Annotated in this window: 11 protein-coding genes; 5 read left to right on the forward strand and 6 right to left on the reverse strand. The window is 53.0% G+C overall.

Annotated elements, in window-relative coordinates; translation table 11 throughout:
* Positions 1 to 5: 5 nt before the first annotated feature.
* A complete protein-coding gene (gene cysP / locus B6A39_RS05935) occupies positions 6 to 1,043 on the reverse strand; it encodes a thiosulfate ABC transporter substrate-binding protein CysP (protein ID WP_083002477.1) in 1,038 nt (345 codons plus the stop codon).
* A gap of 220 nt (positions 1,044 to 1,263) precedes the next feature.
* Here cysP and rpe point away from each other — a divergent pair, with 220 nt between their 5' ends.
* On the forward strand, positions 1,264 to 1,965 hold the full coding sequence (gene rpe / locus B6A39_RS05940; protein WP_083002480.1) for a ribulose-phosphate 3-epimerase: 702 nt from the start codon (positions 1,264 to 1,266) through the stop codon (positions 1,963 to 1,965).
* A gap of 9 nt (positions 1,966 to 1,974) precedes the next feature.
* Here the strand turns inward: rpe and B6A39_RS05945 are convergent, their stop codons facing one another.
* A complete protein-coding gene (locus B6A39_RS05945) occupies positions 1,975 to 3,273 on the reverse strand; it encodes an NAD(P)/FAD-dependent oxidoreductase (protein ID WP_083002484.1) in 1,299 nt (432 codons plus the stop codon).
* Positions 3,274 to 3,424: 151 nt separating this feature from the next.
* Here B6A39_RS05945 and B6A39_RS05950 point away from each other — a divergent pair, with 151 nt between their 5' ends.
* Positions 3,425 to 4,093, forward strand: a complete 669-nt coding sequence (locus B6A39_RS05950) for a phosphoglycolate phosphatase (RefSeq protein WP_083002488.1) — start codon at positions 3,425 to 3,427, stop codon at positions 4,091 to 4,093.
* Positions 4,094 to 4,153: 60 nt separating this feature from the next.
* Here B6A39_RS05950 and B6A39_RS05955 read toward each other — a convergent pair whose 3' ends face one another.
* The gene (locus B6A39_RS05955; protein WP_083002491.1) at positions 4,154 to 5,071 is read right to left on the reverse strand and encodes a metal ABC transporter solute-binding protein, Zn/Mn family; all 918 of its coding nucleotides are present in this window, start codon (positions 5,069 to 5,071) and stop codon (positions 4,154 to 4,156) included.
* Positions 5,072 to 5,409: 338 nt separating this feature from the next.
* Here B6A39_RS05955 and B6A39_RS05960 point away from each other — a divergent pair, with 338 nt between their 5' ends.
* From B6A39_RS05960 to trpC, 3 genes are read left to right on the forward strand one after another with little or no spacing between them, the layout of a single operon-like run.
* Positions 5,410 to 6,015: an anthranilate synthase component II gene (locus tag B6A39_RS05960; protein WP_083002494.1), complete on the forward strand. Its 606-nt coding sequence runs from the start codon at positions 5,410 to 5,412 to the stop codon at positions 6,013 to 6,015.
* Between the two features lie 36 nt (positions 6,016 to 6,051).
* Complete coding sequence (trpD, locus tag B6A39_RS05965) at positions 6,052 to 7,071, forward strand: anthranilate phosphoribosyltransferase (RefSeq protein ID WP_083002498.1); 1,020 nt, start codon at positions 6,052 to 6,054, stop codon at positions 7,069 to 7,071.
* 8 nt (positions 7,072 to 7,079) lie between these two features.
* Positions 7,080 to 7,883, forward strand: coding sequence for an indole-3-glycerol phosphate synthase TrpC (gene trpC, locus B6A39_RS05970; RefSeq protein ID WP_083002502.1), 804 nt, complete (start codon positions 7,080 to 7,082; stop codon positions 7,881 to 7,883).
* A gap of 22 nt (positions 7,884 to 7,905) precedes the next feature.
* Here the strand turns inward: trpC and ydiJ are convergent, their stop codons facing one another.
* From ydiJ to B6A39_RS05985, 3 genes are all read right to left on the reverse strand, one after another.
* Complete coding sequence (gene ydiJ / locus B6A39_RS05975) at positions 7,906 to 11,010, reverse strand: D-2-hydroxyglutarate dehydrogenase YdiJ (RefSeq protein WP_083002505.1); 3,105 nt, start codon at positions 11,008 to 11,010, stop codon at positions 7,906 to 7,908.
* A gap of 86 nt (positions 11,011 to 11,096) precedes the next feature.
* Positions 11,097 to 11,687, reverse strand: a complete 591-nt coding sequence (locus tag B6A39_RS05980; protein ID WP_083002509.1) for a DUF4202 domain-containing protein — start codon at positions 11,685 to 11,687, stop codon at positions 11,097 to 11,099.
* 113 nt (positions 11,688 to 11,800) lie between these two features.
* Positions 11,801 to 13,054 carry a dicarboxylate/amino acid:cation symporter gene (locus B6A39_RS05985; RefSeq protein WP_083002512.1) on the reverse strand — a complete coding sequence of 418 codons (1,254 nt, stop codon included), beginning with the start codon at positions 13,052 to 13,054 and terminating at the stop codon, positions 11,801 to 11,803.
* Positions 13,055 to 13,261: the final 207 nt, after the last annotated feature.

Genomic DNA, 13,261 nt, shown 5'->3' on the forward strand with positions numbered 1-13,261 from the left:
TTCCGTTAACGACGTTGCAGTTGATCAAGTAGGGCGCCGCCTTCAAAGTGGTTTTCCATTGCTTCTTCCCAGCTGCCAAACACATCTTCAACTTCAAACAGTTCCGTATCGGGGAATTGATCGGCAAATTCGGCTACAACCGTTTCATCGTGAACGCGATAGTTAAAGCCTGCCAGCAAGCGCTGGGTGTCTTCACGGTAGAGATACTCAAGGTAGCTCTGGGCAAGGTCGCTGTTGCCGTTGCGCTCAGCATTTTCACCCACTACCGCAACGGGGAATTCTGCCAGAATGCTGACTGGCGGCACGATGACTTCGTAGTCGTCGCTGCCGTATTCGCTACGGATGTTGTTTACTTCTGATTCAAAGCTGATCAATACGTCGCCAATGCCGCGTTCGATAAAGCTAGTGGTGGCGCCACGGCCGCCGGTATCGAACACTGCAACATTGCGCAAGAAAGTACGCATGAAGTCCTGGATTTGCTCTTCATCACCCTCAAATTCGTTCTCGGCAAATCCCCAGGCGGCTAGGTAGGTGTAGCGGCCGTTACCGGACGTCTTAGGATTAGGGAAGACCATCTGCACGTCTTCTTTCACCAGGTCATCCCAGCTCTCAATACCTTTCGGGTTGCCTTTGCGAACCAAAAATGCAGTGGTGGAGTAATAGGGAGAAGCATTATTGTCGAACGCGTCCTGCCAGTCTTCTGCTACGAGGCCTGCATCCGCAAGTACTTGAACATCGGTTACCTGATTAAAGGTAACTACATCTGCACGCATTCCTTGCATAATCGCGCGCGCTTGAGCTGAAGAGCCGCCGTGGGACTGGCTAATGGCAATCTCCTCACCGTGCTCTTCTTGCCACCATGCTTGGAATTCCGGATTGATAGCTGAAAACAGTTCACGGGCAATATCGTAAGAGGAGTTCAGTAACTCGCGCTCTTGCGCCATCGCCGTGTTTGAAACAGCGGTGGCAGCCACCGTAGCGCCAATAGCGGTAGCTATCAGGCTGCGGCGCAGGCCGGTACGAAAAAAAGTAGATCGCGTCATTACAGGCTCCTTGCATATGGGGGCGATTTAATCGCAATGAGGATAAGGTTAAACCTGTGATTGTGGAATTACAATTATGTTTTATATTCTATTTGGAAATATGTATTTAGAGATATGCATTCATCGTGGGACGAGCTTTAACGGCAGGGAGATGGGGCTTCTTGGGTGGCTCTGGTAAGATATGTGGCTTCCTTTTCCCCTGTTAACCTAGGAATGCACTATGAGCGCTGAGCAGGACTTCCTGATTGCCCCTTCGATTCTTTCCGCTAATTTCGCGCGTCTTGGTGAAGAGGTCGACAATGTGTTGGCCGCTGGTGCCGATATTGTTCATTTCGATGTCATGGATAATCATTATGTGCCGAACCTGACGATAGGGCCGATGGTATGCAAAGCTCTGCGCCAGCATGGCGTGACGGCACCCATAGACGTCCATCTAATGGTTAAACCCGTGGATCGTATGATCGGCGATTTTAGTGAGGCTGGGGCGAGTTACATTACGTTTCACCCGGAAGCTTCTGAGCATGTTGATCGCTCGCTACAACTGATTCGCGATAGTGGTTGTAAGGCAGGGTTGGTATTTAATCCGGCAACACCGCTTTCGTATCTCGATTATGTCATGGACAAAATTGATATGGTGCTGTTGATGAGTGTTAACCCGGGCTTTGGCGGCCAGTCATTTATTCCCGGCACGCTGGACAAATTGCGTGAGGCTAGGGTACGTATCAATGCATCAGGCCGTCCGATCCGCTTAGAAATCGACGGCGGCGTTAAAGTAGATAATATTGCTGATATCGCCGCTGCGGGTGCTGACACCTTTGTCGCAGGTTCAGCTATTTTCAACGCTCACCGGTCAAGCGACCCGCACGGTTACGATAGTGTTATTAAGCAACTGCGCGCCGAATTGGCAAAGGGTAACGGCTAAGCGAAAAGCTTAATGCAATTTCATGCGGGGCTTTAGGTAGCGGTTTAGCTTATCAACCAGCCATGCGAGTCCCGTTTTGGGCGCGCCATGAATAGACAGCTGATGCATTCGATAAAGCGAAGCATAGGCTTGGCGCGCTAACCAGCCCTCCAAAAATAGCCCACGAGACGCGGAGCTACGCATCAAGTTTCCTACGGCATCGTAGCGGGCGAGCGATACCAGTGAACCGTGATCACGATAAGTAAAGCTTTGTAGCGGTTTACCATCCAGACAGTGCACGAGATTTTTGGCAAGCACTTTGGCTTGTTGATGAGCAGCCTGAGCCCGTGGTGGCACGGAGTTGCCTTCGCCCTGAGGGCAGTCAGCGCAATCGCCCATGGCAAAAATATAAGGGTCATCCACGCTTTGAAGCGTTTGGTGAACGCTGATTTGATTTTTCTTATTAGTGGTTAGATCTAATTCAGCCAAAAATGGCGGCGCTTTAATGCCCGCTGCCCAAACATTTAGGTCGGTTTCGATAATATCGCCATCGCCTGTCACTAAGCGATACTCCTCAGCCTCCTGAATAGCGGTGCCGACATGTACGTTTACGCCCATGTTTTCAAGCTCTTGTTGCACGGTTTCGCTGATGCGTTCGGATAGGCCAGGCAGCAGGCGGGGCGCCGCTTCGATGAGGTGCACGCTAATTGTTTGGTGGTCAACAGCGGTTACGCCGTAGGCGTTAAGCAAGCGCGAAGCATCTAGAAGTTCTGCGGAAAGCTCGACGCCCGTTGCGCCGCCGCCCACTATGCCAATGGTCAGCTCTTTATGCTGGCGCAGTTCTGGATCGGTATAGCGCAAAAAAGTATTGATCATATCGCGCTGAAACGCTTTGGCCTGCTGGGGTGAATCAATAAAGTGGCAGTGTTCAGCAACGCCAGTGGTGCCAAAATCATTGGAAACACTGCCAAGCGCTAGCACTAAATAATCGTACGTTAGTTTTCGAGAGGGAAGGACTTCAACACCGTCTTCATCTTTGATTGGTGCTAGGTGAATGACTTTTTGTTCTCGATCAAGACCATTTAGAGAGCCGCGCTGGTACCGGTAATGGTGCGCGGACGAGTGGCCACGGTAATCTACTTCATCCATGCTGGAGTTCAATACTCCGGTCGCGAGTTCGTGTAAAAGCGGTTTCCATACGTGGGTGGCATTGCGGTCTAGCAGGACAATTTCGGCGCGTTTTTTTTTGCCTAGCGTGCGCCCTAAGCGCGTTGCTAGGGCAAGCCCGCCAGCGCCACCGCCGACAATCACAATTCGGGGGATGGTCATTACTTTCTCCTCGGCTAATATGGTCACAGCATAGAGCTTTCGAGCGTGGTTGGCGACGTGCTGAGTGGGTAGGATAAAAGAATCAGCGGCGATTACGTTTACTAGTGTCCATGTTTGAAAAATATTTTTGCTTAGAGTAGGAGAAAGCAGCGTGCATGCCATTTTGCAGGGAAAGCGGTTAATTGCGTTTGATTTAGATGGCACTTTGATTGATTCGGTCCCGGATCTAGCGATAGCGGTTCAGAGCGCACTCAGTGATGTTGGGCTGCCTGTGCCAAGCGAAGAGTATGTGCGTGACTGGGTAGGTAATGGTGCGCAGGTACTCATTGAACGAGCGCTAACCTGGGCGCTAGCAGATATGCCAGGGAGGGTATTAAAAACCACCGCCTATGAGGCTTTTATGCGCCATTACGGTGCTGCTCCCAATGCGCTAACCCAACTCTATCCAGGTGTGCGAACAGCATTGCATGACTTGCACAAGGCAGGCTATCCACTGGTGCTGATTACCAACAAGCCTGAGCGCTTTATTGCGCCAATTCTGAACCACTTTGGCCTGCTAGCGCTCTTCACACATTGCATTGGCGGCGACACGCTTGCCGAGAAAAAGCCCAGCCCACTGCCGCTACTTCATGCGGCTCAACAGTTGGATATTCCACCTTCAGCAAGTGTCATGGTAGGCGATTCACGCCACGACATCGCCGCTGGCAAAGCCGCTGGTTTTACTACCGTGGCGTTACCTTACGGCTATAACCACGGCGAGCCAATTGAGCATAGCGAGCCTGATTTGATCATTAGCTCATTGCTGGCGCTGACGGAGTAAAATAGTCGATGTTTTTGTGCTAGGTGCTAGGTGCTAGGTGCTAGGTGCTAGGTGCTAGGGCTACTTCTCTGCCCGTGCCCCGCCTAAATATTCATGCAGTAATTCAGCGTTATGGCGCAACATAGCCGGGTAGTTATAGGCAGAGCCGTCGGCATCGCTCAAGGTATCTACGTATAAAGGCCCAGCTAGCGAAAGCTCCATTTCTCTGGCATGTGCATCCATGTGGATATAGGGTGACGTACTTTCATAGAACAGTGCAGGCGGGCGTTTTTGTAAGAGGCGCATGCTCATTGCTTCCATCGCCTGGGCACTGCCAATTGTCTCGCTGCCAATCCCCCAAATGGCTGTGTATTCAAAACGGTATGCACGGGCAAAGTAGGCCATGGAGGCTTCGCTGGTAGTGAGCATGCGATTGGTTTGCGGAATACCTTCCAAGCGTTCATTGAGTTGATGATCTAGCAGCGTTAATGCTTCTCGAGTTTCCGTTGCACGCGAGGTAAATGCATCAGCCTGATCGGGATAGTGCTCAATAAGCGTTTTTTCTATCACATCAACATAAGCGGCTGCCCCTTTCGGGTCCATCCACATATGCGGATCAGTGCTGTCTTTATATTGGCCTACGGGAATCGGTAGCGGCTCATAATCGGCACTTTCTGCAAGTGCTATCAGTGTTAGTGAATCATCTGCCATAGCTTCAATATGCCGTATCCATGGCTCTAGCCCATGTCCGTTGTAGAAAACAATGTCAGCTTCCTCAACAGCCAATGCATTTGGCGGTTGAAGCTCCCAGCGGTGCACATCTTCGCCTGTGGGCACAATGGTTGTAATGCTGATGCTGTCGCCCGCCACACGCTTCACTAAATCTTTAATAACTGAAAACGAAGCGATAACTTTAAACGAGGTGTCTCCCAGCGCGTGAGTGCTGCTGACAGTCGTCATCAATACGAGCGTTATTATCCAGGGTGCTCGATTGTCCATGTCACGCTCCTAACGCATTAAAAAGTCGGCAGATAATAAAGATAGTATAGGTCCGTTGCCAGTTTCGTTATGCTGCCAAGTTGCTTAAACCTAGCAGGAGGGGCTAAACAGTTGCCTTCAGGATTTTTATTTACTTTGAAAAGCCCCTCACAATTTACTGATAAACTCGGCGCTAGTTCCCCACTGAAAACTACCAGAGTACTCAACCGTGGTTTGTTGGTTGGCCCTCTAAAATAAGTGTAAATGTCTCAGTCGACCCTTGGCCCTGCAAGTGGTGCTTGGGTTGGGGTATCATCCCAGCAAAGTGGTTTGTCTAATGTGATGGAGTAAGTGGGGCGATGGCGCAAGTGCAGGTAGTGCAACGTGTGTTGATGATCGATAATTATGACAGCTTCACGTTCAATATCGTCCAATACCTTGGTGAGCTGGGGGCCGAGGTAATGACCTATCGCAATGATGAACTTACCCTTGAACAAATTGGCGCTTTAGCGCCTACCCATTTAGTCATTTCACCGGGACCATGCACCCCCAACGAGGCGGGCATATCGCTGGCGGCGATTGACCACTTCGCAGGTAAATTGCCTATTTTAGGGGTTTGTCTTGGGCATCAGGCGATTGGGCAAGTTTACGGTGGTAAAGTGGTGCGAGCACCTCAGGTAATGCATGGTAAAACGTCGGCTGTAGTGCACAGTGGGCAGGGGGTTTTTAGCGGGCTCGAAAACCCGCTAGAAGTGACCCGTTATCATTCACTCGTGGTAGAAAAAAACAGCTTGCCAGAGTGTTTTGAAATCACTGCTTGGACCGCAGACGATGACGTTACGCCAGGGCTGATAATGGGCTTTCGTCATCGCAGCCTGGATGTTGAAGGGGTACAGTTCCACCCTGAGTCCATACTCACGCGCCAAGGCCATGCGTTATTGGCTAACTTTTTAAAACGCGGCTGATTGCCAAATTTATACGCTTTAGGGGCTTTTCTGTTCATGCAAATGCGAGATGCAATTAACGCGGTGATGCGCCGCGAAGACCTCTCTTTCAATGCGATGCACGCGCTAATGCGTCAGATCATGACCGGCGAAGCCTCCGATGCGCAAATTGGCGGCCTGCTAGTGGGACTCGCCATGAAAGGCGAGAGCGCCGAGGAAATTAGTGCGGCGGCACAGGTTATGCGCGAGCTCATGAAGCGTGTTGAACTGCACACCGACAACGTAGTCGATATTGTCGGCACCGGCGGTGATGGAGCGAACCTGTTTAATGTTTCTACGGCGGCTAGCTTTGTGGCTGCTGCCGGGGGCGCTCATGTCGCCAAGCATGGTAACCGTAGCGTCTCCTCGTCGTCGGGCAGTGCAGATCTTTTCGATATCGCTGGCATTTACCTTGATCTTAAGCCTGAACAGGTGGCGCGCTGTATTGAGCAGGTAGGTGTGGGCTTTATGTTTGCCCCCAATCACCACCCGGCCATGCGCTATGCTATCGGGCCGCGCCGGGAAATGGGCGTGCGCACGCTGTTTAATATCCTTGGCCCATTGACCAACCCAGCAAGCGCACCTAACCAAGTGCTGGGCGTTTACTCGCTTGAGCTAGTGCCGTTGATGGCTGAAGTGCTGCGCAAGCTCGGCAGTCGACACGTGTTGGTGGTGCACTCTGAAGATGGTTTGGATGAAATTTCTTTGGCTGCCCCTACGCGTGTAGCTGAACTAAAAAATAGCGAAATTACTGAGTACACCATTACTCCCGAAGAGTTGGGTATCGAGCGTCAAAGCCTGGCGCCATTAAAAGCGACCAGCGCTGAAGATAGCCTACGGTTAGTGAAGGCCTCTCTTAGTGGCGAAGGGGCAGCGGCGGATATAGTGGCACTAAATGCTGGTGCAGCACTTTACTGCTCGGGTGTGGCCGATAGCTTAAAAGAGGGTGTGATGGTGGCTCAGGATGCACAGGCTTCCAAGCTGCCGTTAGAGAAGCTTCGAGAGCTTTCACACTTCACTAGCGTCTTTAAAGGGTGAATAATCTAATGACTGACCAGGCAACGCCAACAATTTTAACGCGTATTTTGGCTCGTAAAGACGAAGAAGTAGCCGAGCGCCGACAGGCGGTTTCTGAAGCAGATTTGCTGGCGCTGGCCGACAAACAAAGCGCCCCACGTGGCTTTATTAATGCGCTGAATGACCGTATTGCCGCAGGTGATGCGGCGGTCATCGCTGAGGTGAAAAAAGCCTCGCCTTCCAAGGGCGTGATGCGTGAAGATTTTCATCCTGACGATATCGCTAAACGTTATGCAGAGGGCGGCGCAGCCTGCTTGTCAGTATTGACGGATGCTGATTTCTTCCAGGGGCATGAAGACTTTCTGATCGCTGCCCGCGATGCCTGCGACCTTCCCGTTATTCGTAAAGATTTTATTACCCATAGCTATCAGGTAACCGAGGCGCGTGCCATTGGTGCAGATTGTATCCTGCTGATTGTAGCTGCTCTAGACGACTCTCAACTGCGCGATCTGCACCAGCAGGCCAATGCGTTAGGCATGGATGTGCTGGTAGAAGTGCATGACGCTGTTGAGTTAGAGCGTGCCCTAGCGCTGGATCTAAAACTGGTAGGTATTAACAACCGTAATCTGCATACCTTCGAGACCAGCCTGAATACCACATTAGACCTACTGCCGCGCATTCCTGAGGGCGTCACGGTTATCACCGAATCCGGTATCCATACCCGAGATGACGTAGAGCTAATGCGCGACCATGAGGTGAACGGTTTCTTGGTTGGTGAAGCCTTCATGCGTGAAGAGGACCCTGGCCAAGCCCTCAAGCGGCTCTTCTTTTAATTGACGGTGTTTAAAGCGTTGATTAACTTGCCCGCTTGAGGCACGTAAGTAGCGCCTGAAGCGGGTGGTGCAATGTTTGTGCTGAGTAGCGCTTCACCTGGCTGCGGCAGGAGTAGCCGGTGGCGAGCAGCTTGCCCGCGTTTTCCTCGGCTTCCACCTGGGGCTGCCAGGATTGGGCGTAGATCGTCTTCGACGTTTCGACATTGCGGGTTTCATGCCCGTAAGTGCCGGACATACCGCAGCAGCCGGTCGCCATCAGCTCAAGCTCTAAGCCAAACGCCGCAAACACCTGCTGCCAGGCCTTGGGGCTGCCCGGTGCGTTGGTTTTTTCGGTGCAGTGGGACAGCAGCTTAAAGCCAGGATCGGTTAAGTTCAGCTGGCGAGGCGCTAGCGTGTTAATGCGGGTGGCCAGCCACTCTTGCAGCATCAACACCTCGGGGACCTGCTCGGCCCCCAGGGCTTTGACGTATTCTTGGCGGTAGGTCAGCGTCATGGCGGGGTCGATCCCTACCATCGGTACGTCGAACTCTGCCAACGCCCGCAGGCGCTTGGCCTGTTTTTCCGCTGTGCGCTCAAAGGCGCCTAAAAAGCCCTGCACCTGCAGCGGTTTGCCGTTGGCAGAAAATGGCATCACAAACACTCGCAGATTCAGCCGCGACAGCAGTTCCACCACGTCCATCACCAGCTTGGCTTCAAAGTGGCTGGTGAACGCATCCTGGACAATAATCACGCTGTTAGCGCGCTGCTGCTCGGTAAGCAGTACCAGCGAGGTGGGCGTGGCTTCCGCAACGCCCCAGGCGCGCAACTGCTTTTTCACGCTGGCACGGGATAGCTGTGGGGAGTCACTCATTCCAAGCCCTTTACGCATCAGGCTATCTACCCAGCGCTGGTTGAGTAGGGCGTTATACAGCGGCGCAACCTTGGCAAGGGTTGGCAACATGAATTCGGTGCCACCGATGATGTAATCGCGCAGCGGGCGTAAATAGCGGCCGTGGTAGACCTCTAAAAACTGCGAACGGAACTGCGGCACATTGACCTTAATCGGACACTGGCCTGCACAGGATTTACACGCCAAGCAACCCGCCATGGCATCGTAAACTTGGTGAGAATAGTCGTGGTGTTGCTTACGGCTGAGCGTATTGGCAACGCGCAGTGGAAAGCGTTTAATAAAGCCCCAGCCGTTTTCGGTTTTCTTTTTGCGCGACTCTTCCACCACATCGATCCCTGCCTGGGACTGCAGACGCAGCCACTCACGCATCAAGCTGGCACGGCCTTTGGGCGAATGCACACGGTCACGGGTAGCCTTCCAGGAAGGGCACATGGGGTCATCAAGGTCGTAGTTGTAACAGGCACCGTTGCCGTTGCAATACACCGCCGCGTCATAGGCCTGCCAAGCACGTTCATCAATGGTGCGATCTAACTGGCCGCGCAGGGTGACGCCATCAATCGTTAACAGTTCAGGGTCGCTGTCTTTGGCAATCAGGTTATTGCTTTCGGCGGGAGACGCGATTTTGCCGGGGTTTAGCTGGTTATGCGGATCAAACGCGGCTTTGACGCGCTGCAGGCTGGGGTAGAGTTCACCAAAAAATTTGGGGCCGTACTCTGAGCGCACGCCTTTGCCGTGTTCCCCCCATAACAACCCGCCATACTTCTGGGTCAGGGCTGCCACTTCATCGGAAATCTCACGAATCAGTTTTTCCTGCTCGGGATCTTTCATATCCAGTGCCGGGCGCACGTGCAGCACCCCCGCATCGACATGGCCAAACATCCCGTAGGAGAGCTTTCGGGCATCCAGCGCGGCGCGAAACTCAGTAATAAAATCAGCCAAGTGCTCCGGTGGTACGGCGGTGTCTTCTACAAAGGCAATCGGGCGTTTCTCGCCCTGCACATTGCCCAGCAAACCCACTGAGCGTTTGCGCATGGCGTAGACTTTTTGGATCTGCGGACGACCTTCCGCCAGGGTGTAGCCTAAGCGCTCAACGGTAGCGTCTTGGCTCAAATGGTCAGTGAACGCCTGTACCCGTTCCGCCAAGCGCTCAGGATCATCGTCATTAAACTCGATCAGGTTAATGCCACAAATCGGCGTACTGCCGGTGGCGGGGAAAAACTCAGCTACGCTGTCCCAGACAAAGTCTTCCATGGCCAGCTGCAACACGGTGTCGTCGATGGTTTCAATCGAGGTGGGCCGAGCGCTGCTGGCCATCAATGCCTTGGCATCGCGCAGCGCGTCCATAAAGCTGGAGTAACGCACATTGATCAAAGTGGCGTGCTGGGGAATCGGCAGCACGTTCAATACCGCTTCATTCAAAAAGCCCAACGAGCCTTCCGAACCACACAGCAAGCTGTTCAGGTTCAGCTGGCCTTGCGCTTCCCGCAGGTGCGCCAGATCGTAGCCGGTTAAGCAGCGGTTGAGCGGCGGAAATTTCGCCTCAATCAGCTCACGCTGCTGGTCGATAATCTCAGCGGCGGTGGAGTGCACGCGACCAAGGATGCCTTCTTGTTGGCACTCAGCCTGTTCTTCTTCAGCGCTAAGCGCGCGGCTATGCAGATGCTGCCCCCCCAGCAGAACCGTGTCCAGTTCCAGCACATGGTCACGGGTTTTGCCGTACTCGCAGCTGCCCTGGCCGCTGGCATCGGTGGAGATCATGCCGCCGATGGTGGCACGGTTAGAAGTAGACAGCTCCGGGGCAAAAAACAACCCATGGGGCTTCAGCGCCGCGTTGAGTTGATCCTTCACCACGCCCGCCTGAACGCGCACCCGCCGTGCCTCTACATCAATCGATAGGATCTGGTTCATATGGCGGGAAACGTCCACCACGATGCCGTCGGTCAACGACTGGCCGTTGGTACCGGTGCCGCCGCCCCGAGGCGTGAGCACGATATCGCGGTGGGGCAGCTCAGCAGCCAGCTTGGCAAGGCGTTCCAGGTCTTCCGCGTGCTTAGGAAACACCGCCGCCTGAGGCAGACGCTGGTAAATAGAGTTATCCGTTGCCAGCACCGTACGGTTGGCGTAGTCCGGGGCAATCTCGCCTTCAAAGCCACGGGCACGCAAGGCTTCGAGGAAACGCACGTAATGAGTGCTCAGGCGTTTAAACGGGGCCGTACGAGAATCCAAAGATGCAATCATAGTTGATCAAGCCGTCACTGCAGGGAGCGGATAGGGAAGACGCTACTTTACCGCAGCTACCGCGGCTCTGCATCTTGATGGCAGTCTTATGCGCTGCCAAGCGCTTCTTTTACCAGCGCTGCACTGGTAGCGCTCATGGGCAGTGCCAGAGCGAGTGTATGTGCTTGGGGTGACATCTTGCCCCAGGTTTTTTGCACAATACGTACCATATGGTTGTGCTCGACCTTGCGGGAGAAATCTGCAAAATAATTTTCCAAAAACACTAGGCAGGCGCAATCTTCCAGCACTTGCACATCGGCATCCCGACCAAGCCCTTTCTTGCGGATAATCGTTGCGGTTCGTTCGGCGTCTGCTGCGCTATAGCCAGCATCGCGCATCAGTTTGGCAGTGGTATCGCCCGCGCGCTCACCCTGATCGCGACGCCAGGTTAAATAGCCTATGCGCCCTTCAGGGTAATCGCTGCGCGGTACAAGCCAGCGCTGGAGATGCTGGGCGCGTACTGCCAAACGCAACAGCTCGGTAGTGGCTGATTGTAATTGTGCTAACCAATGGCTCATACGCTGGGCATAGGCAAGTTCCTGGGGCAGGGGGGTGCCATCGGCAAGGGTGGTTTGGCGCGGATCTTGAGAGTGAAGTGCATCGATGGCTGTTAGAGTTTGTTCAAACGCAGAAGGCATAAGAATTCGCATAGTTAGGGGCAATTAACAACATGCTAGCAGGTTAGCGCCTAGCCATAAAAAAAACGCCTGCTGCAAAGGCAGCAGGCGCTAAAGCAATCTTCACAGGAAGTCTACGTGCGGCTGTTGTTATAAACCTCTTCGTTTAGCTCGCCTTCGCTTTTGCCCACGAGCGTCGTGACCATCAAATCACCTGCCACGTTTACGCTGGTGCGAGCCATATCCAGAATACGGTCTATACCGGCAACCACTGCAATGGCTTCCAAGGGTAGGCCAATTTGTGCCATTACAATCGACAGCATTATGAGGCCCGCGCCGGGAACGCCCGCGGTGCCAATTGAGGCCAGCGTACCGGTGGCCACAATCATACCGTAATCCATCATGGTTAAATCAGTACCGGTCATTTGGGCAATAAACAGCACTACTACGCCTTGGTAAAGCGCCGTGCCGTCCATATTAATCGTCGCGCCCACGGGTAGCACAAAGCCAGATACGCCTTCTGAAACCCCTAGGTTTTTTTGCGCACAGCGAATTGACACCGGTAGCGTGCCTGCAGATGAGGCAGAGGAGAACGCCACCACAATGGCATCCAAGCTTCCTTGTAGGTAGCGGACAGGATTCAAGCGGCCGAGTAGTGAAATAAAGCCAGAATAAACCACTAGCACGTGCAGAATGCTGGCGAGATACACCACGCCAATAAGCTTGGCCAGCGGCAGCAGGATTTCTAAGCCGTACTGGCCTGAGACGTGAGCAATTAAGCCAAATACGCCGAATGGGGCAAAGGCCATGACAATCCCCGTAAGCTTGTACATTGCTTCAGCAAAGCTATCGAAAACCTTCATAACTGGCTCGCCTTTTTCGCCAATCAGCGTTAGCGAAATACCTAAGCCAATGGCAAATACAATGATCTGCATAATGTTGCCATTAGCCAAGGCATCGAGAGGGTTGCGCGGCACTAAGTTAACCAGAATAGAAATCAGGGAGGGGGCTTCGTTTGCCGCCACTTCTGCATCGAAGCTTAAATTGACGCCAACCCCAGGCTGTAACAAGGTGGAAAGCATCAGGCCAATGCTGATTGCAAAGGCCGTGGTCACCAGATACAACGTAATGGTGCGCGCACCAATGCGCCCCATCTTTTGCGGGTCCCGCATGGAGGTAATACCCACTATCAGCGTCGAGAACACTAGTGGAACAATCAGCATCATTATGGCGTTAATGAAGATATCGCCGAGTGGCTTAAAGATGCTGGCAGTTTCACCCAGCATTGCCCCTGCTAACACCCCTAGCGCCAACCCCGCCAGAATTTTTTTCCATAGCGCGATTCCACGCCACCAAGAAAATTTTCCCTTTTGCGCTGTTTCCTGCACTACGTTTCTCCTGTTTAAAACCCGTTGTTAGTGATTTGCGCTGCAAATCGGCGGGCACTCTACCACTTTTGACTAATGGGCCAAGGTTTTTATGCCAATTGGTAATAGCGCATACAGGGGAGATGAGTTTTGTGCAGCAAACTTTCAGAATGATGTTTTATTGGGCAAGCGAGCCCTTAGTATCGTTTTCCAATCCGCTTTTTATAA

Origin of the sequence: Halomonas sp. GT (assembly GCF_002082565.1) — a bacterium.
In the GTDB taxonomy this organism is placed as follows: domain Bacteria; phylum Pseudomonadota; class Gammaproteobacteria; order Pseudomonadales; family Halomonadaceae; genus Vreelandella.